Source organism: Mycolicibacterium holsaticum DSM 44478 = JCM 12374 (assembly GCF_019645835.1).
Classification (GTDB): domain Bacteria; phylum Actinomycetota; class Actinomycetes; order Mycobacteriales; family Mycobacteriaceae; genus Mycobacterium; species Mycobacterium holsaticum.
On the sequence record NZ_CP080998.1, the window covers coordinates 3,528,178 to 3,546,384 of the forward strand.

The 18,207-nt window shown below is 67.3% G+C and carries 19 protein-coding genes and 2 tRNA genes; 7 read left to right on the top strand and 14 right to left on the bottom strand.

The features are described 5' to 3' along the window. Positions 1-31 precede the first annotated feature (31 nt). A complete protein-coding gene (gene rpmB / locus K3U96_RS17135; RefSeq protein ID WP_069406221.1) occupies positions 32-223 on the top strand; it encodes a 50S ribosomal protein L28 in 192 nt (63 codons plus the stop codon). A gap of 12 nt (positions 224-235) precedes the next feature. Here the strand turns inward: rpmB and K3U96_RS17140 are convergent, their stop codons facing one another. From K3U96_RS17140 to K3U96_RS17155, 4 genes are all read right to left on the bottom strand, one after another. Beyond that, the gene (locus tag K3U96_RS17140) at positions 236-607 is read right to left on the bottom strand and encodes a hypothetical protein (protein WP_220690495.1); all 372 of its coding nucleotides are present in this window, start codon (positions 605-607) and stop codon (positions 236-238) included. Positions 608-697: 90 nt separating this feature from the next. Next, the gene (locus K3U96_RS17145) at positions 698-1,381 is read right to left on the bottom strand and encodes a uracil-DNA glycosylase (protein WP_220690496.1); all 684 of its coding nucleotides are present in this window, start codon (positions 1,379-1,381) and stop codon (positions 698-700) included. Then, entirely contained in the window at positions 1,378-1,668 is a 291-nt protein-coding gene (locus tag K3U96_RS17150; protein WP_220690497.1) for a DUF1330 domain-containing protein, read from the bottom strand. The genes K3U96_RS17145 and K3U96_RS17150 overlap by 4 nt, the downstream gene beginning before the upstream one ends. Positions 1,669-1,683: 15 nt before the next feature. Then, positions 1,684-2,643 carry a thiamine-phosphate kinase gene (locus K3U96_RS17155; protein ID WP_220690498.1) on the bottom strand — a complete coding sequence of 320 codons (960 nt, stop codon included), beginning with the start codon at positions 2,641-2,643 and terminating at the stop codon, positions 1,684-1,686. Positions 2,644-2,712: 69 nt separating this feature from the next. Between K3U96_RS17155 and K3U96_RS17160 the strand changes: the two genes are divergently transcribed. Further along, positions 2,713-3,252, top strand: a complete 540-nt coding sequence (locus K3U96_RS17160) for a DUF3515 domain-containing protein (protein WP_220690499.1) — start codon at positions 2,713-2,715, stop codon at positions 3,250-3,252. Positions 3,253-3,286: 34 nt separating this feature from the next. On the opposite strand, the gene K3U96_RS17165 is transcribed toward K3U96_RS17160, so the two are convergent. From K3U96_RS17165 to K3U96_RS17175, 3 genes are all read right to left on the bottom strand, one after another. Next, complete coding sequence (locus K3U96_RS17165; RefSeq protein WP_220690500.1) at positions 3,287-4,411, bottom strand: D-alanine--D-alanine ligase family protein; 1,125 nt, start codon at positions 4,409-4,411, stop codon at positions 3,287-3,289. Between the two features lie 63 nt (positions 4,412-4,474). Next, complete coding sequence (locus K3U96_RS17170) at positions 4,475-5,578, bottom strand: cystathionine gamma-lyase (protein ID WP_220690501.1); 1,104 nt, start codon at positions 5,576-5,578, stop codon at positions 4,475-4,477. Positions 5,579-5,582: 4 nt separating this feature from the next. Beyond that, positions 5,583-6,581 (bottom strand): NAD(P)H-dependent glycerol-3-phosphate dehydrogenase, encoded by a 999-nt coding sequence (locus K3U96_RS17175; protein WP_220690502.1) that lies wholly within the window; start codon positions 6,579-6,581, stop codon positions 5,583-5,585. A 44-nt stretch (positions 6,582-6,625) separates the two neighbouring features. Between K3U96_RS17175 and cofC the strand changes: the two genes are divergently transcribed. Genes cofC through mutT1 form a run of 3 tightly spaced genes read left to right on the top strand, consistent with a single transcriptional unit; the run spans position 6,626 to position 10,523 of the window. After that, positions 6,626-7,270, top strand: a complete 645-nt coding sequence (gene cofC, locus K3U96_RS17180; RefSeq protein ID WP_220690503.1) for a 2-phospho-L-lactate guanylyltransferase — start codon at positions 6,626-6,628, stop codon at positions 7,268-7,270. 55 nt (positions 7,271-7,325) lie between these two features. Further along, entirely contained in the window at positions 7,326-9,545 is a 2,220-nt protein-coding gene (locus K3U96_RS17185) for an RNA degradosome polyphosphate kinase (protein WP_220690504.1), read from the top strand. 51 nt (positions 9,546-9,596) lie between these two features. Further along, positions 9,597-10,523 (top strand): 8-oxo-(d)GTP phosphatase MutT1, encoded by a 927-nt coding sequence (gene mutT1, locus K3U96_RS17190; protein WP_220690505.1) that lies wholly within the window; start codon positions 9,597-9,599, stop codon positions 10,521-10,523. A 94-nt stretch (positions 10,524-10,617) separates the two neighbouring features. Here the strand turns inward: mutT1 and K3U96_RS17195 are convergent, their stop codons facing one another. From K3U96_RS17195 to leuC, 3 genes are all read right to left on the bottom strand, one after another. After that, complete coding sequence (locus K3U96_RS17195; RefSeq protein WP_220690506.1) at positions 10,618-11,235, bottom strand: HU family DNA-binding protein; 618 nt, start codon at positions 11,233-11,235, stop codon at positions 10,618-10,620. 191 nt (positions 11,236-11,426) lie between these two features. Then, a complete protein-coding gene (gene leuD, locus K3U96_RS17200; protein ID WP_069407608.1) occupies positions 11,427-12,020 on the bottom strand; it encodes a 3-isopropylmalate dehydratase small subunit in 594 nt (197 codons plus the stop codon). An 11-nt stretch (positions 12,021-12,031) separates the two neighbouring features. Continuing rightward, on the bottom strand, positions 12,032-13,477 hold the full coding sequence (gene leuC / locus K3U96_RS17205) for a 3-isopropylmalate dehydratase large subunit (RefSeq protein WP_069407609.1): 1,446 nt from the start codon (positions 13,475-13,477) through the stop codon (positions 12,032-12,034). Positions 13,478-13,515: 38 nt separating this feature from the next. On the opposite strand from leuC, the gene K3U96_RS17210 reads away from it, so the two are divergent. Further along, the gene (locus tag K3U96_RS17210) at positions 13,516-14,217 is read left to right on the top strand and encodes an IclR family transcriptional regulator (RefSeq protein ID WP_220690507.1); all 702 of its coding nucleotides are present in this window, start codon (positions 13,516-13,518) and stop codon (positions 14,215-14,217) included. Between the two features lie 58 nt (positions 14,218-14,275). Here the strand turns inward: K3U96_RS17210 and K3U96_RS17215 are convergent. The 4 genes from K3U96_RS17215 to K3U96_RS17230 form a co-directional block, all read right to left on the bottom strand. Further along, positions 14,276-14,348 (bottom strand) — tRNA-Glu (locus K3U96_RS17215). Positions 14,349-14,411: 63 nt separating this feature from the next. Then, a tRNA-Gln gene (locus tag K3U96_RS17220) sits at positions 14,412-14,486 on the bottom strand. A 119-nt stretch (positions 14,487-14,605) separates the two neighbouring features. Then, the gene (gene gltX, locus K3U96_RS17225) at positions 14,606-16,075 is read right to left on the bottom strand and encodes a glutamate--tRNA ligase (RefSeq protein WP_220690508.1); all 1,470 of its coding nucleotides are present in this window, start codon (positions 16,073-16,075) and stop codon (positions 14,606-14,608) included. After that, entirely contained in the window at positions 16,072-16,887 is an 816-nt protein-coding gene (locus K3U96_RS17230) for a fumarylacetoacetate hydrolase family protein (RefSeq protein WP_069407612.1), read from the bottom strand. Before K3U96_RS17230 ends, gltX begins: the two co-directional genes overlap by 4 nt. A 155-nt stretch (positions 16,888-17,042) precedes the next feature. Here K3U96_RS17230 and K3U96_RS17235 point away from each other — a divergent pair, with 155 nt between their 5' ends. Further along, the gene (locus K3U96_RS17235) at positions 17,043-18,194 is read left to right on the top strand and encodes an MFS transporter (protein ID WP_275086103.1); all 1,152 of its coding nucleotides are present in this window, start codon (positions 17,043-17,045) and stop codon (positions 18,192-18,194) included. Positions 18,195-18,207 lie beyond the last annotated feature (13 nt).

Consider the following 18,207-nt stretch of genomic DNA (forward strand, 5'->3'; position numbering starts at 1 on the left):
CCCCCCAGTACTGATCCGAGGAGTTCTACATATGGCTGCCGTCTGCGATATCTGCGGGAAGGGCCCCGGCTTCGGCAAGTCGGTGTCGCACTCCCATCGCCGGACCAGCCGCCGGTGGGATCCGAACATTCAGACCGTGCATGCTGCCCGTCCGGGCGGCAACAAGAAGCGCATCAACGCGTGCACGTCCTGCATCAAGGCCGGAAAGGTCGCCCGCGCCTGACACCGTGCGGGTTTAGCCGCCGACGCGGCGGGTAAGTCGTTGCTCCATGACCTCATGCGGAGCATCAAAATCGAAATTGTTCGCGCTGGCCTCCGGTATCGCGGTGGCGGCGTTGCTGACGGCATGCAGTGGGAACGATTCCGGCGATTCCGAAACCACCACCACGACGACGACGACAACGTCGGTCACCACGTCGGTCGAAACCACCGTGGAGACCCCGGTGTCGCCGGCCACACCGGCCCCCGAATCGCCTGCCGAGACCACCGAGGGCAACGGCACCGTCGAGATTCCGGTGCCCGACATCCCCTCGCCGCCCGCGATTCCATCTCCGCCCGCGATCCCGTCGCCGCCGCCCATCCCGTCGCCGCCGCCGATTCCGGGCACGTAGCCGCGGCTGCCTCTGCGCCCTAAGGGACAAACGGGCGAGAAAGCGCGAGTGAATTGCGCCAGAACGTCGATCCCGGCGCGGTGCGGCTAGGGAAGGCGCCAGTCGATCGGGTCGGCGCCCATCTTCTCGAGCAACTCGTTGGCCCGGCTGAACGGCCGCGAGCCGAAGAACCCTCGCGACGCCGACAACGGTGACGGGTGCGGCGACTCGATGGAGACACAGTCGCTGCCCTCGAGCATCGGCTTCAGCGTGGCCGCGTCACGACCCCACAGCACCGCCACCAGCGGCTGCCTGCGGGCGACCAACGCCTTGATCGCACATTCGGTCACGGCTTCCCAGCCCCTGCCGCGATGGGATGCCGGGGTACCGGGCCGCACGGTGAGCACCCTGTTGAGAAGCATCACCCCGCGTTCGGCCCACGGCGTGAGGTCACCGGTCGTCGGCGCCGGGTAACCCAGGTCCTTTCCGTACTCGGTGAAGATGTTCTCCAGGCTTCGCGGCAGCGGGCGCACGTCTGCGGCCACCGAGAAACTCAGCCCGACGGCGTGCCCGGGTGTGGGATAGGGGTCCTGGCCGACGATGAGCACCCTGACCTGTTCGAATGGAAACGTGAACGCCCGCAACACGTTCTGACCAGCGGGCAGGTAACCGTTGCCCGCGGCCAACTCCGCACGCAGGAACTCCCCCATCTGGGCGACCTGGGCCGCCACCGGCTCCAGGGCGCCGGCCCAGCCGTCGTCGACAAGGTCACACAGCGGCCGCGCCGTCACGAAATCCCCTTGATCAGCTGCACCACGGTGTCCGCACCGGCCCGGCGGTCTCGAGAGATCTCTTGGTACTCGGGCGATTGCGCCCAGCTGTGAAACGATGCCTCGTCGGGAAACGACATCAGAACCACCTTCTCTCGATCCGACCGGCCTTCCACCACCTGGGGCGCTTCGTCGGCGGCAAGCAGCGTGCCGTCATACCGGCTGAACACGTCCATGAAGCGCGCCTGGTAGCGGTCATAGGCCGCACGATCCGTGAACTTCAGTTGAGCGATCGCGTACACCGTCACGATCCGTCACCCTAACTAGTCGAACGATTCCCAGCCGGGATCTCCCCGCCATTGCGCGCCGTCGACCAACACCTGCGGTGAACCCTCGAGCACCCGTCCGATCACCCGCCACCCCTGCGGCGGTTCTGCGGGGAAGGCGGCGACCAGCGCGTGGTCCTCACCGCCGCCGAGCACCCACGCCAACGGGTCGACCCCGACGGCTGCCGCCGCGGCCTCGACGGCGGCGCGATCGGCGCTCAACATGTCGGTCGACAGGTCGATGAGGACGCCGCAGGCCCGGGCGATGTGACCGAGGTCGGCCAGCAGCCCGTCGGACACGTCGGTCATCGCGGTGGCATCCGCGTCGGCGGCGACCCGCCCCTGACCATACGGCGGCTCGGGCACCAGGTGGCGTCGACGGAGCTCGTCATACCCGTCGATATCGTTGTGCCACAACGTATATCCGGCAGCCGAGCGGCCCAACTCGCCGGTCACCGCGACGGTGTCGCCGACCCGGGCGCCGCTGCGACGCACCGGCGGGCGACCGTCGAGGTCGCCTAGCGCGGTCACCGAGATCACCCATTGCGGGGCGCTGACCAGATCGCCCCCGACGATCCCGGCGCCCAACAGCCTGGCCTCGTGCCACAGCCCGTCGGCCAGTTCCAGCGCCTGCGCGGCCGGGGTGTCCCCCGGCGCGCCGAACGCGACGACGAACGCGGTGGCCCGTGCCCCCATCGCCTCGATGTCGGCGGCGTTCTGGGCGATCGCCTTTCGCCCGACGTCGTACGGCGTGGACCAGTCGAGCCGGAAGTGTCGCTGCGCCACCAGCATGTCGGTGGACACCACGACCCTGCCGTCGGTGGCATGCAGCACCGCGGCGTCGTCACCGGGGCCGAGCGCCACCGCGGGCGGTTGATCGCGATCGGCCACCAGCCGGTCGATCACGGCGAACTCGCCGAGACCCGCCAGGCTCTGCGCGGGATCATTCGTCGCCATGTCACCTCCCGCAACGGCCTGCGGATCGGCCCCTGCGGCGTGGAGTCTATGCCGTCCTAGAGTTGAGCCGTGGAGTCCGACGAGCGAGATGGCCCCCCGCGCGCGCTGCTGATCGCGGCGGTGGTGGTGGGGGTGGGTGCGATCGTCGCGATCTTGGCGTTCGCGGCGCTGCGCGAAACTCCCGCCGAGGAGCAGGTGGTCGGCATCGTGTCGGTGCCAGCGCCCGAGGCCGAGAGCGCCGACTGCGGCGCGCTCACCGCCGCGCTACCGGACAAGCTCGGCGATTTCGACCGTGCCCGGGTCGCTGAGCCCGCGCCACCCGGGGCAGCGGCATGGCGTACCGAACCAGACAGTGAAGCGGTCATCCTGCGCTGCGGGCTCGCGCGGCCTGCCGAGTTCGTCGTCGGCACGCCGCTGCAGGTCGTCGACGCCGTGAGCTGGTTTCACCTCTCCGAGCAGGGCCGCAGCACGTGGTATGCCGTTGACCGGCCGGTCTACGTCGCGCTCACCCTGCCGCAGGATTCCGGACCGACGCCGATCCAGGACATCTCGGAAGCGATCGCGAAATCCTTACCCGCCACGCCCATTGACCCTGCGCCGGTGAGCTAGTGCATGACGCGGCGCCGCCGCAGGCAAAGCCGGGTCAGCGCAGGCCGGTGCCGCGCTCGAGGGCCGTTTCCACCATGGTGGCCAACAACGTCGGATAGTCCACCCCGCTGGCAGCCCACATCCGCGGATACATCGAGATCGTGGTGAAGCCCGGCATGGTGTTGATCTCGTTGATGACTGGGCCGTCGTCTGTCAGGAAGAAGTCGACCCGGGCCAGACCCTGGCACTCGATGGCACGGAAGGCACGAATCGCCAAGCCGCGCACCGTATCCGCGGTGTCATCTTCGATCTTGGCGGGCACATCGAGCTCAGCGACGTCCTCGAGGTATTTGGTCGCAAAGTCGTAGAAGCCGTTGTCGCCGCCCGCTGCGGTGACCACCCGGATCTCGCCGACCACGCTCGCCTCGACCCGGCCGTCAGGGAATTCCAGTACCCCGCACTCCAATTCGCGTCCCGGTATCTCGGCCTCGACGATCACCTTCGGATCGTGACGGCGGGCCAGTGAAATCGCTTCGGGCAGCTGATCCCACGCGGTCACCCGGCTGACGCCGATCGAGGAGCCGCCCCGCGCCGGTTTGACGAAGACGGGCAGCCCGAGCCGGTCACGGACCTCGAGCGCCAGCGTTTCCTCGCGTGGGCGCAGCACCGCATGGTCGCCGATCGGCAGCCTCGCCGCGACGAGCAGCTTTTTGGTGAACTCCTTGTCCATGCCTGCCGCGCTGGCCAGCACCCCGGCGCCGACGTAGGGCACCCCGGCCAGCTCGAGCAGGCCCTGGATCGTGCCGTCCTCACCGTAGGGACCGTGCAGCACGGGAAAGACCACGTCCACCGCGGCGAGCAGCTCGCCGGCGCCCGACCCCAGCGACAGCAGGTGGCCACGACGGCCGGGATCGGCGGCGAGCGCCAGTTCGGTGCCCGACGCCCCGGTCACTTCGGGCAGCCGGCCGTCGGTGATCGCCAAGGTGTCCGGCTTGGCGTCGGTGAGCACCCACGCCCCCTGCGGGGTGATGCCGACGGCGACCACGTCGAAGCGGGCCGGATCGAGATTGCGCAGGATGCTGCCAGCAGAGACACACGAAATTGCGTGCTCGGAGCTGCGTCCGCCGTAGACGACGGCGACCCGGATGCGCTCCGAGCCGGGGTCACTGTGGGCAGTCACAACCTAGAGAGGCTACCGCCCGGGCCGAAAGCGAGCGTGTCGGCCGCGACGACGTGCGGTTTTTCACCCGAGCGCCTGTTCGACGTCGCCGATCAGGTCGTCGATGTCCTCGATGCCCAGCGAGATGCGGGCGAAGCCGTCGCTGACCGCGTCACCCCAGCGGGCGCGGCGGTCGACCGAGGTGTGGATCCCGCCGAAGCTGGTCGACGAGATCAACAGCGCGCTGCGCTCCACCAGCGCATGCACGGCGGCCGCGTTCTCGAGTTCGACGGCGACCAGCCCGCCGTACCGCTTCATCTGCCGCGCGGCGATGCGATGCGACGGGTCGTCGGGCAGCCCGGGGTAACGCACCGAACGCACCGCCGGGTGGCTGCGCAGCATCACCGCGAGCGCCTGCGCGTTTTGGGATTGGCGTTCGAACCGCAGCCCCGCGCTGCCGATACCGCGCAGCACCAGCCACGCCTCGAACGCTCCGAGGATCGGCCCGGCCAACAGCCGCTCGCGCGCCACGGCCGCCATCAGCTCGGGGTGGCTGCCCGCGACGTAGCCGGCGACCAGATCGCTGTGCCCCGACAGCCCTTTGGTAGCGCTGGCCACCACGAGGTCAGCACCCAGTGACAGCGGCTGCTGCCCCAGCGGGGTGGCTGTGGTGTTGTCGACGACGAGGGTGGCGCCGCGGCTTCGGCAGTGCATCGCCAACCGGTGCAGGTCGACGACGTCGAGCGTCGGGTTCACGGGCGTCTCGGCCAGCACCACGTTGGCGTCGGCGGATGCGACGCACATGTCGGCACACACCGCCTCGACAACCGTGACGCCTTGTGGCACAAGGTATTCAGCGGCGTACCGGCGCACCTGGTAGTAGCCGTCTGCGGGGATGACGAGCTTGGCGCCCGGCTTGGCCAGCACCCGCAGCACCGAGGTGATCGCGGCCATTCCGGAGCCGAACGTCAAAGCCGTTGCGGCGCCTTCCAGTTCGGCCAGCGCCGCCTCGAGCCGACGCCAGGTGGGGTTGGAGTTCCGGCCGTAGAAATCCTGCGACTCGGTTTCGTGGGGCGAGAGGTGATAGGCGGCCGCGGGTACCGGAGGAGGCGTGACGGGGGTGCCCGGAACGGGTTCGGTGCCCACGGCTTTGACGCTGCGGGTGGAGTCCCCGTACTGGGCGTCCACTGCGTTACTCCGGCTTCGTGCTACGCCCGAGCAGCAGCGCGACCGCCTCGTCGACCGACAAACCCTTGTGGCACACCCGCACAACGGCGTCGGTGAGCGGCATTTCCACGTCGTAACTCTGCGCCAGCGCCAGCACCGACTGACACGATGCGACGCCTTCGGCGATCTGACCGCCTGCGGCCTGCAACGCCGATTCCATCGTGCCCCCGCGGCCGAGACGGACGCCGAAGGAACGGTTGCGCGACTGCGGTGAGGTACACGTGGCGACCAGATCTCCGATGCCCGCCAGCCCGGCCAGTGTGGCAGGCTTGGCGCCCAACGCTATTCCCAGCCGCATGATCTCGGCGAGACCCCGGGTGATGATGGCGGCCGCGGTGTTCTCCCCCAGCCCGACACCGGCGGCCATGCCGCACGCCAGCGCGATGACGTTCTTGCACGCACCGCCGACCTCGGCGCCGATGACGTCGGCGTTGGTGTACGGGCGGAAGTAACCGGTGGACATGGCGCGCTGCAACGCGACCGCACGCCCGGAGTCGCTGCAGGCCACGACGGTGGCGGCCGGTTGCTCCTCGACGATCTCGCTGGCCAGGTTCGGGCCGGTGACCGCGGCGACGCGTGCCGGGTCGGCGCCGGTGACCTGGATGATCACCTGGCTCATCCGCATCAGGGTGTCCAGTTCGATGCCCTTGGCCAAGCTCACCAACGTCACGTCGTCGCCGAGGGCGTCTTTCCACTGCTCGAGGTTGGCGCGCAGCGTCTGCGCCGGCACCGCCAGCAGGACGGTGCAGGCGCCGAAAAGCGCGTCGGCCGGGTCGCTGGTCGCGCGGATCGAGGGCGGCAGCGGGGTGTCCCCGAGGTAAGCGGTGTTGCGGTGCGTGGTGTTGATCTCGTCGGCCAGCTCGGGACGACGTGCCCACAACCTCACCTCGGTGCCGGCGTCGGCCAGCACCTTGGCCAGCGCAGTTCCCCACGCACCGGCACCCATCACCGCCGCCTTGACCACGCCTTCACCCTAGCGCGACAGGCGCGGCTGGCAGGATGACGCTTATGAGCGGGTCACTCGAGGGCGACATCGGACTGGTGATCGCCGTCAAACGACTCGGCGCCGCCAAGACGCGACTGGCTCCGGTGTTCTCCGCGGGCACCCGGGAAAACGTGGTGCTGGCCATGTTGGTCGACACGATCACCGCCGCATCGGCGGTGCGCGCGGTGCGCGCGATCACCGTCGTCACACCCGATGACGTCGCCGCCGACGCCGCCCGTCAGCTCGGCGCAGGTGTGCTCACCGATCCGACGCCGGCGGGTCATCGCGACCCGTTGAACAACGCCATCACCGTCGCCGAGGCCGCGGTGCGCGGCGAAACACCCAATGTTGTTGTGCTTCAAGGTGATCTGCCCGCTCTGCAACCGCAGGAGCTTGCCGATGCGATTGACGCCGGCCGCAGGCACCGCCGCAGTTTCGTGGGTGACCGGCATGGCACCGGCACGTCGGCCCTGCTCGCGTTCGGGGTGGAGTTGACGCCGCGGTTCGGCCCTGATTCGGCTCAACGCCATCGCAACTCCGGTGCCATCGAGTTGACCGGGGCATGGCCCGGCCTGCGGTGCGACATCGACACCCCCGACGATCTGCTGATCGCCCGTCGCCTCGGCGTCGGTGCGGCGACCGCAACCGCGATAGGTTCGGCGCGCTGAGCAACGTCGGCGTTCGCGGTGGCACGACCACCCGTCGATAAGGGATCATCGAGGCATGACGGAAGCCGAGCTCCAGATCCGCGCCGAGAATGCAGGGTCGACGTCCAAGACCGCTTCGGCGGCACCGTCGGACGCCGACTCGACGCGACCGGCACGGCCGTTCTCGGCGGATTCGGCGCCGAAAGCGCCGCCGGCTGCGACATCGCCGACGGTCGAGGATGCGCTGCCCGAGGATCGCTATCTCAACCGTGAGTTGAGTTGGCTGGATTTCAATGCGCGGGTGCTGGCCCTTGCCGCCGATACCTCGCTGCCGTTGCTGGAGCGGGCCAAGTTCCTCGCGATCTTCGCGTCGAACCTCGACGAGTTCTACATGGTGCGCGTGGCGGGTCTCAAACGCCGCCACGAGATGGGCCTGTCGGTCCGTTCGGCCGATGGTCTGTCCCCGCGCGAACAACTGCGCCGGATCAGCGAACGCACTCAGCAGATCGCCGGCCGGCATGCGCACGTCTTCCTCGACTCGGTGCGTCCGGCGCTGGCCGACGAAGGCATCGTCATCGTGACGTGGTCCCAACTCGACGAAGACGAACGCACGCGGCTGTCCACATATTTTCACGAGCAGGTCTTCCCCGTGCTGACCCCGTTGGCGGTCGACCCGGCCCACCCGTTCCCGTTCGTGAGCGGGTTGAGCCTGAACCTGGCGATCACCGTCAAACATCCCGACGACGGCGGCCAGCACTTCGCCCGAATCAAGGTGCCCGACAACGTGGACCGGTTCGTCGAACTCGGCGGCCGCGAGGGCAGCCCCCACGTCGCGCGGTTCCTTCCGATGGAGGAACTGATCGCGGCATTCCTTCCGGTGCTGTTCCCGGGCATGGAGATCGTCGAGCATCACGCGTTCCGCATCACCCGCAACGCGGATTTCGAGGTCGAGGAAGACCGCGACGAGGACCTTCTACAGGCGCTGGAACGCGAACTGGCGCGGCGCCGATTCGGTTCGCCGGTGCGCCTGGAAGTGTCCGACGACATGACCGAGGGCATGCTCGAGTTGCTGTTGCGTGAGCTGGAAGTCGACACCGGCGACGTCATCGAAGTGCCGGGCCTGTTGGACCTCTCCGCGCTGTGGCAGGTCTACCGACTGGACCGCCCCGCCCTCAAGGACCGGCCGTTTGTGCCAGCGACACCGCCCGCGTTCGGCGAACGTGAGACGCCCAAGAGCATCTTCTCGACCTTGCGCGACGGCGACGTGCTGGTGCATCACCCATACGATTCGTTCTCCACGACGGTGCAACGGTTCATCGAGCAAGCCGCCGCCGACCCGAACGTATTGGCGATCAAACAGACGTTGTACCGCACCTCGGGTGACTCGCCAATCGTCAACTCGCTCATCGATGCCGCCGAAGCCGGTAAGCAGGTGGTGGCACTCGTCGAGATCAAGGCGCGCTTCGACGAACAGGCCAACATCAAGTGGGCCCGCACGCTGGAGCAGGCCGGCGTGCACGTGGTGTACGGGCTCGTCGGGCTGAAAACCCATTGCAAGACCGCGCTAGTGGTGCGCCGGGAGGGTTCGACGATCCGGCGCTACTGCCATATCGGCACCGGCAACTACAACAGCAAGACCGCCAGGCTGTACGAGGACATCGGCCTTCTGACCGCAGCACCCGACATCGGCGCGGATCTCACCGACCTGTTCAACTCGCTGACCGGTTACTCGCGCAAGGAGACGTACCGCAACCTGTTGGTCGCACCGTACGGCGTGCGCAGGGGAATCATCGAACGCATCGAACGCGAAATCACCGCCACCCGTGACGGTGGCGAGGGCCGGATCCGGCTGAAGGCCAACGCGTTGGTCGACGAGCAGGTGATCGACGCGCTCTACCGGGCATCGCAGGCCGGCGTGCGGGTTGAGGTCGTGGTGCGGGGTATCTGCGCGCTGCGGCCGCAGGTCCCGGGCTACTCCGACAACGTCGCGGTGCGCTCGATACTCGGCCGCTTCCTCGAGCACTCGCGAATCATTCACTTCAACGCCATCGACGAGTTCTGGATCGGCAGCGCCGACATGATGCATCGAAATCTGGACCGGCGGGTGGAAGTGATGGCGCACGTGAAGGATCGCCGTCTCAAGACCCAGCTGCACGACATATTCGAGTCCGCGATGGACCCCGCCACCCGCTGCTGGGAGCTGGACATGGACGGAAAATGGACGGCCTCGCCACAGCACGGTGAGACGGTGCGCGATCATCAGGTGTCGCTGATGGAAAGCCGCAGGCACCCCTGAGGCGACGAGGTGCGCGCTGGGTGCCGGTCGGATTGAGCTGCAGGAGTTGACGTGCCGAAGGAGACCTCTGACGCCGTACGGGGCGCTGCGACCGTGTACGCCGCGGGCGCGGTGCTGTGGCGACCGAACGGTGATCCGGCGGCACCGGAGATCGCGATCGTGCACCGCCCCCGGTACGACGACTGGTCACTGCCCAAGGGCAAGCTCGACCCCGGCGAGACCGAACCGGTCACCGCGGTGCGCGAGGTCCGCGAAGAGACCGGGTACACCGCGCATCTGGGCCGTCGGCTCGCCCGCGTGAGCTATCCGGTAGAGGAGGGCATCAAAAAGGTGCGCTACTGGGCGGCGCGCACGGTGGGCGGCGACTTCAGCCCCAACGCCGAAGTCGACGAACTCAAGTGGTTACCCGTTACCGAGGCGATGAAACACCTGGAGTATCCGCACGACCGAAAGGTGCTGCGCCGCTTCACGAAGCTTCCGGTCGACACCAAGACCGTGCTGATCGTCCGGCACGGCACCGCGGGCAGCAAATCCCGCTACCAGGGCGACGACCGAAAACGCCCGCTGGACAAGCGCGGTCGCGCCCAGGCAGAGTCGCTGGTCGGAGTGCTGTTGGCATTCGGCGCCGACACGCTCTTCGCCGCCGACCGGGTGCGCTGTGAACAGACGTTGGGACCGCTTGCCGAGGAGTTGGCGACAACCATTCGCCGCGAACCGCTGTTGACCGAGGAAGCATATGCCAACGACCGCAAGGCCGCGCGGCGCCGTGTCCTCGAGATCGCCGGCGGCGACGGTGTCCCGGTGATCTGCACACAGGGCAAGGTGATTCCGGACTTGATCCAGTGGTGGTGCGAACGCGACGGCGTGCGCCCGGACAAGTCGCGCAACCGCAAGGGCAGCACCTGGGTGATGACGCTGTTCGACGGCAGGCTGATCGCCGCCGACCACATCGAAAGCCCGTTGGCCACCAGGAAGTAGCGCGTTCGACTCGGACTTCGAAGTTAGCCGAGCTACTCACATCACACAGATACGCCGTGGGTCCCATTGACCCACGGCGTATCCGGTGCGAGATCTACTTGCGGCCGCGCTTGGCTGCGGCCTTCTTGGCCGGTGCCTTCTTCGCGGTCTTCTTGGCAGCAGTCCGCTTGGTGGCAGCCTTCTTGGCCGGTGCCTTCTTCGCGGTCTTCTTGGCAGCAGTCCGCTTGGTGGCAGCCTTCTTGGCCGGTGCCTTCTTCGCGGTCTTCTTGGCAGCAGTCCGCTTGGTAGCGGCCTTCTTCGCCGGTGCCTTCTTCGCGACCTTCTTCGCAGGCGACTTCTTGGCGGTCTTCTTGGCCGCCGTCTTCTTCGCCGCCTTACGGGCCGTGCCTGCCGTCACGCCACGCTTCACCGCAGGTCCTTCCGCCGGGAGGCGCTGTGCCCCAGAGACAACCGCCTTGAACTGTGCGCCAGGCCGGAACGCCGGCACCGAAGTCGGCTTGACCTTCACGGTCTCGCCTGTGCGTGGGTTACGTGCGACACGGGCGGCACGACGGCGCTGTTCGAAAACGCCGAAGCCAGTGATCGTGACGCTGTCCCCCTTGTGAACCGCACGCACGATGGTGTCAACGACATTCTCCACCGCAGCGGTTGCCTGCCGACGATCGGTGCCCAATTTCTCCGTGAGTACGTCGATGAGCTCCGCTTTATTCATGCAAACCTCCGAAACCAGTGGTCCTCCTTGGACCGACTAGAGGACACGGTAAACCCATTACCCATTGATTTCCAAGAGCCACGCGCAATTTCAAGCGGAACTGGCGAACTTTCTTGCCGCCCTTGAACTCCTGCCGGAGGCTCAATGACGCGGATTCGACGACGGCGATTTCGGCTCGCCGGGGCCTTCCGTCACGCCGGAAGGGTGCGCGGTTTCCAACTCGGCCGACGCGCTTCATACGACTCGATGTCATCGCATTTGCGCAGCGTAAGCCCTATATCGTCGAGTCCTTCGAGCAGTCGCCATGCGGTGTAATCGTCAATCGTGAACGGCACCATAACCGTTCCTGCGACGATATTCCGATCTTGAAGATTTACAGTGATTTCCAGTCCGGGCTGCTGCTCGATCAGCTTCCACAACACTTCAACATCATCCTGAGAAATTTCTGCCGCCAGGAGCCCGGACTTGCCGGCATTGCCCCGAAAAATGTCGGCGAAGCGCGATGAGATGACGACCCGGAATCCGTAATCCATGAGCGCCCACACCGCATGCTCGCGTGATGAGCCGGTGCCGAAGTCGGGGCCCGCGACCAATACCGAGCCCTTGTCGAAGGGCGGCAGGTTCAGCACGAAAGCCGGGTCGTTGCGCCAGGCGGCGAACAACCCGTCCTCGAAACCCGTTCGGGTGACCCGCTTCAGATAGACCGCCGGGATGATCTGGTCGGTGTCCACGTTGGACCGGCGCAACGGCACCCCGATGCCGGTGTGAGTGCGGAAGGCTTCCATGTCTGCTCCTCTTATCGGGTGGTGGTTGCGGGCAGGTCGGCAGGCGAAGACAAGGTGCCGCGCACGGCGGTGGCAGCGGCGACGGCCGGTGACACCAGGTGGGTGCGGCCGCCTTTGCCTTGCCTGCCTTCGAAGTTGCGGTTGGACGTCGACGCGCAGCGTTGGCCCGCTGAGAGCTGGTCAGGGTTCATCCCCAGACACATCGAGCAACCCGCCTGCCGCCACTCGGCTCCGGCGGCGGTGAAGATCTCACCGAGCCCTTCAGATTCGGCCTGCGCGCGCACCCGCATCGAACCCGGGACGACGAGCATCCGCACGCCGTCGGCCACCTTGCGGTCCTTCAATACCTCCGCCACCACCCGCAGGTCTTCGATCCGGCCGTTGGTGCACGACCCGACGAACACGGTGTCGACGGTGATGTCCCGCATCGCCATCCCGGGCCGAAGGTCCATGTAGGTCAACGCCTTTTCAGCCGACTGACGCTCGCCGTCGTCGAGCATCAACTCGGGGTCGGGCACTGAACCCGACAGGGGCACCCCCTGCCCGGGGTTGGTGCCCCAGGTGACGAAGGGACTCAAACTCGAGGCGTCGACGTACACCTCGGTATCGAACTCGGCCCCGTCATCTGTGCGCAGTTGACGCCACGCCGCGACCGCCTCGTCCCATTGCGCACCCTGCGGTGCATGCGGACGGCCACGCAGAAATTCAAATGTCGTGTCGTCAGGCGCCACCATGCCTGCCCGCGCTCCGGCCTCGATGCTCATGTTGCAGATCGTCATCCGGCCCTCCATCGACAGCGATTCGATGGCGCTGCCGCGGTATTCGATGACGTGTCCCTGTCCCCCGCCGGTGCCGATCTTTGCGATCACCGCGAGGATGATGTCCTTGGCGCTGACCCCGGGTGGCAATTCGCCGTCGACGTTGATCGCCATGGTCTTGAACGGGCGCAGCGGCAGCGTCTGCGTCGCAAGTACGTGCTCGACCTCCGAGGTGCCGATGCCCATTGCCAGCGCACCGAATGCACCGTGTGTGGAAGTGTGGCTGTCACCGCACACCACCGTCATACCGGGCTGGGTCAGCCCGAGTTGCGGGCCGATGATGTGCACGATGCCCTGTTCGACGTCGCCCATCGGATGCAACCGGATGCCGAACTCTTCACAGTTGCGCCGCAGCGTCTCGACCTGAGTGCGTGACACCGGATCGGCGATCGGCTTGTCGATATCGATCGTCGGCACGTTGTGGTCCTCGGTCGCGATCGTCAGATCGGGCCGGCGCACGGTGCGCCCGGCCAACCGCAGCCCGTCGAACGCCTGCGGGCTGGTCACCTCGTGCACCAGGTGAAGGTCGATGTAGATCAGGTCGGGTTCACGCGCCGCACCCTCGCCCGTGCCCTCGGCGACGACGTGGTCGGCCCACACTTTTTCCGCCAGAGTGCGCGGCTGGTTCGCGGTAGACATCTTGACTATCTCACATTCTGGGAAGCTAGTATCTTCTTATGAGACAGGATAGCGGCATCGGGGTGCTCGACAAAGCGGTGGGCGTACTGCATGCGGTGGCCGAGTCACCTTGCGGGCTCGCCGAACTGTGCGAGCGCACAGCGCTGCCCCGCGCCACCGCGCACCGATTGGCCGCGGGTCTGGAAACTCATCGACTGCTCACCCGTAACGGCGACGGTCGGTGGCGGCTGGGTCCTGCGTTGACCGAACTGGCCGGCAAGGTCAACGATCCGCTGTTGGCTGCGGGCGCGGTGGTATTGCCGCGACTGCGCGAGATCACCGGCGAGAGCGTGCAACTCTACCGCCGGGAAGGCACCACACGGATTTGCATCGCGGCCTTGGAACCGCCTGCCGGGCTTCGCGATACGGTGCCGGTCGGTACGCGGCTGCCGATGACGGCCGGCTCTGGGGCCAAGGTGCTGTTGGCCCACGCGGACGCGGCCACACAGCTGGCGGTGCTTCCCACCGCCAAGTTCACCGATCGGACGCTGGCCGAGGTACGCAAGCGCGGCTGGGCCCAAAGCGCCGCCGAACGCGAGCCCGGGGTGGCCAGTGTGTCGGCTCCGGTGCGCGATGGGCACGGCACGGTGGTCGCGGCGGTGTCGGTGTCGGGGCCCATCGACCGGATGGGCCGGCGGCCGGGTGCACGCTGGGCCGCTGATCTGCTGGCCGCCGCGGAGGCGCTCAACCGGCGGCTGTGAGATGCCCGCTGGGCGGCCGAGATCGCCGATGTCGATACGACCGCGAGCTGAGGCGTTGTACCCCCGATGGGATTCGAACCCACGCTACCGCCGTGAGAGGGCGGCGTCCTAGGCCGCTAGACGACGGGGGCCAGAACAGCTTTCCGGATGGCCAGCATAGCTCAGCGAGGTATGTCGGCCTAATCACGCTGGATTGGCTGGGGTACCAGGACTCGAACCTAGAATGGCTGAACCAGAATCAGCTGTGTTGCCAATTACACCATACCCCACCGGCTGCCTATAACCACTGGTCACAGGCCATTATTCCGAACAACCGCGCGGCGTGCAGCGGGTTCCGCGTGTTGTGTCGGGCCGACGTGCAGACTACCAAAGATTCGCGACCGTCTTTTCAGGCCTCCACCGTGGCTGCGGCATGTTCGCGTCCGGCCCGCAATCGGTGCAGGGTGCGGTCTGGACCCAGCAGTTCCAGCGATTCGAACAGCGGCGGGCTGACCGCCGCGCCGGTGGCCGCGACCCGGACCGGACCGAACGCTTTGCGTGGTTTGAGCCCCATGTTCTCCAGCAGCGAATCCTTGAGCGCTGCTTCGATCGCTGGCGTGGTCCACTCACCGAGCCCCTCGAGCGCGGCCAGCGCGGCGTCGAGCACCGGGACGGCGGCGGGCTTCAATTCCTTGGCCGCCGCCTTCTCGTCGAGCCGGTACTCGTCGTCGTTGAGGAACTTCAGCAGATCCCAGGCGTCGCCGAGCACCACGATGCGGGTCTGCACCAGATCTGCGGCCTCGGCGAACCGCGGCTCGTCGAGCCCGATGTCGTACCCGTGCTCGGTGAAGTACGCCGACAGTCGCGCGGCGAACTCCTCGGCGCTGAGCATCCGAATGTGCTCGGCGTTGAGCGCATCGGCCTTCTTCTGGTCGAAGCGGGCCGGGTTGGCGTTGACGTTCGCGACGTCGAAGGCGGCCACCATCTCGTCGAGTGTGAAAATGTCGCGATCGTCGGCGATCCCCCAGCCCAGCAATGCCAGATAGTTCAGCAGCCCTTCGGGGATGAACCCGCGATCACGGTGCACGAACAGGTTGGACTGCGGATCGCGTTTGGAGAGCTTCTTGTTGCCCTCCCCCAGAACGCTTGGCAGGTGCCCGAACTCGGGGACCCGTTCGGCCACACCGACGCGGATCAACGCGCGGTAGAGCGCGATCTGGCGCGGGGTGGACGGCAGCAGATCCTCCCCGCGCAGTACGTGGGTGATCTTCATCAGCGCGTCATCGACGGGATTGACCAAGGTGTAGAGGGGATCTCCGCTGGCTCGGGTGAGCGCGAAGTCGGGGATGCTGCCGGCCGAGAAGGTCGTCTCCCCGCGCACCAGGTCGTGCCAGGTGATGTCCTCATCGGGCATCCGCAGGCGCAGCACCGGGCGACGGCCCTCGGCAAGGAACGCCGCGCGTTGCGCCTCGGTGAGGTCGCGGTCGAAATTGTCGTAGCCCAGCTTGGGGCTCCGTCCGGCCGCCACGTGCCGCGCCTCGACTTCCTCGGCGGTGGAGAAGGCGTCGTACACCTCCCCCGCTTCGCGCAACCGGTTCAGCACATCGCGGTAGATCTCACCACGCTCGGACTGCCGGTAGGGGCGGTAGGGCCCACCGATGTCGGGTCCCTCGTCGTAGTTCAGCCCCAGCCAGTTCAGCGCATCCAGCAGCGCCAGATAGCTTTCCTCGCTGTCGCGTTGGGCGTCGGTGTCCTCCAACCGGAACACGAAGGTGCCGCCCGTGTGTCGGGCGTAGGCCCAGTTGAACAGCGCCGTGCGGATCAGCCCGACGTGCGGCGTACCGGTCGGCGACGGGCAGAACCGTACTCGTACGGTCATGACTTTCCTTTGCGGACAACGGGATTGGTCAGTGTGCCAAGGCCGTCGACGGTGATGCTGACGGTGTCGCCGTCCTCGATGGGGCCGACGCCCTCGGGCGTGCCGGTCAACAGCAGGTCACCGGGCAGCAGCGTCATCACGTGCGAGACCCACTCGACGATCTCCCCGACGTCATGGATCATCAGCGACGTGCGGCTGTCCTGTTTGGTCTGGCCGTTGACCTCGGTGCGGATTCCGACGTCGGAGGGATCGAAGTCGGTGACGATCCACGGCCCGACCGGGCAGAAGGTGTCGTGGCCCTTGGCGCGGGTCCACTGACCGTCCTTCTTCTGCTGATCCCGCGCGGTTACGTCGTTGCCGATGGTGTACCCGAGGATGTTCTCGGCGGCCCGCGCGGCGGGCACGTCTTTGCACGGCCGACCGATCACCACGGCCAACTCACCCTCGAAATGCACCGGGTTGGCGTCGGCGGGCAGTTGGATCGGCACGTGCGGGCCGATGATCGCGGTGTTGGGTTTCATGAAGATGACGGGGTCGTCGAACGTTCCGCTGTGGCCCTCATTGCTCCTCGCGTGCGCGGCCATCTCCTCGACGTGGGCGGCGTAGTTCTTGCCGACGCAGACCACCTTGCTGGCCAGGATCGGCGCGAGCAGCCGCACGTCGGCCAGCGGCCACTGCCTGCCGGTGAAGTCGGGCGCGCCGAACGGATGTTCGGCGATCTCACGGGCGACAGCTTGTGTCGGATCATCGGTCGGGCCTTCGATGCTGACGAAGGCCACCCCGTCGGGACTCGCGATTCGGCCAAGGCGCATGGGGTTCAGCCTAATGGCCTGCGTCGTCGTGGATGCGGCCGCTCCCCGTGGACCGTCGTCTCACATCCTGAAACACCGATTCAGCGATGTGGGAAACGTCGTGCGACCATGGCCCGGTGACCGAGGAATCGACCGGTACCGCACTGCGCTGGTCGATGTTGGCGATCGCGCTGGGCGCGACCACGAGCGCCAACGTGTTCATCAACGGTGTGGCGTTCTTGATTCCGACGCTGCAGGCCGAGCGCGGGTTGCACCTGGCATCGGCCGGGCTGTTGTCGTCGATGGCGGGCTTCGGGTTGGTCGTCACGCTGATCGCGTGGGGCTATGTGGTGGACCGGATCGGCGAACGTTCCGTGCTCGCAGTGGGTTCGGCGTTGATCGCGGCGGCCGCGGTGGGCGCCGCATCGGTGGAGTCGCTGTGGGCGGTCGGGGCGTTCCTGTTCCTTGGCGGTATGGCCGCCGCGAGCAGCAATTCGGCCAGCGGCCGGTTGGTGGTGGGGTGGTTCCCTCCCGAGCAACGCGGGCTGGTGATGGGTATCCGGCAGGCCGCGACCCCGTTGGGAGTGGGGTTGGGCGCCTTGGTGATTCCGCGTATCGCGGAAAGCCACGGCGTCTCTGCGGCGTTGTTGTTCCCGGCCGTGGTGTGCGGGGTCTCCGCGGTGGTGTGTGCGGTGGCGGTGGTCGACCCGTTCCGGCCTGCGCGTTCGGAAGCGGCCGCAGAGGTTTTGGCCAATCCGTACCGGGAATCGGGTCTGCTCTGGCGCATCCACGCGGTCTCCGTGCTGCTCGTCGTGCCGCAGGCGGTGCTGTGGACGTTCACGCTGGCGTGGCTGATGACCGATCGCGGATGGTCGGCGCAATCGGCGGGCGCGATAGTCACGGCCGCGCAGGTGCTCGGCGCCGGTGGCCGCATCGCTGCGGGCCGGTGGTCGGATCTGCTGGGCTCGCGGCTGCGCCCGATCCGCACCATCGCGCTGGCGGCCGCGGCCGTGATGGGGCTGTTCGCGCTGACGGACTGGGTCGATTCCCCGCTCAGCGTGGCGTTGATGGTCGTCGCATCGGTGATCACCGTGTCCGACAACGGGTTGGCGTTCACCGCGATCGCCGAGATCGCGGGACCGTTCTGGAGCGGACGCGCATTGGGCACCCAGAACACCAGCCAGCATCTGGGCAGCGCTCTCACGGCCCCGCTGTTCGGCGCGCTGATCGGGGTGGTCGGTTATCCCGCGGCGTTCGCGGTCTGCGCGCTGTTTCCGTTGGTCGCGGTGCCCGTCGTACCGAACGAAAAGGCCTCGCCACCGAGTTGAGCAGTCACGGGTT

What these genes read in the sequence shown, in the direction of transcription:
- rpmB (WP_069406221.1), top strand. Translation starts at nt 32, where the DNA reads ATGGCTGCCGTCTGCGATATCTGCGGGAAGGGCCCCGGCTTCGGCAAG.
- K3U96_RS17210 (WP_220690507.1), top strand. Translation starts at nt 13,516, where the DNA reads ATGAGACAGGATAGCGGCATCGGGGTGCTCGACAAAGCGGTGGGCGTA.
- gltX (WP_220690508.1), bottom strand. Translation starts at nt 16,075, where the DNA reads ATGACCGTACGAGTACGGTTCTGCCCGTCGCCGACCGGTACGCCGCAC.
- K3U96_RS17235 (WP_275086103.1), top strand. Translation starts at nt 17,043, where the DNA reads ATGTTGGCGATCGCGCTGGGCGCGACCACGAGCGCCAACGTGTTCATC.
- leuD (WP_069407608.1), bottom strand. Translation starts at nt 12,020, where the DNA reads ATGGAAGCCTTCCGCACTCACACCGGCATCGGGGTGCCGTTGCGCCGG.
- cofC (WP_220690503.1), top strand. Translation starts at nt 6,626, where the DNA reads ATGAGCGGGTCACTCGAGGGCGACATCGGACTGGTGATCGCCGTCAAA.
- K3U96_RS17185 (WP_220690504.1), top strand. Translation starts at nt 7,326, where the DNA reads ATGACGGAAGCCGAGCTCCAGATCCGCGCCGAGAATGCAGGGTCGACG.
- K3U96_RS17230 (WP_069407612.1), bottom strand. Translation starts at nt 16,887, where the DNA reads ATGCGCCTTGGCCGAATCGCGAGTCCCGACGGGGTGGCCTTCGTCAGC.
- K3U96_RS17195 (WP_220690506.1), bottom strand. Translation starts at nt 11,235, where the DNA reads ATGAATAAAGCGGAGCTCATCGACGTACTCACGGAGAAATTGGGCACC.
- leuC (WP_069407609.1), bottom strand. Translation starts at nt 13,477, where the DNA reads ATGTCTACCGCGAACCAGCCGCGCACTCTGGCGGAAAAAGTGTGGGCC.
- K3U96_RS17155 (WP_220690498.1), bottom strand. Translation starts at nt 2,643, where the DNA reads ATGGCGACGAATGATCCCGCGCAGAGCCTGGCGGGTCTCGGCGAGTTC.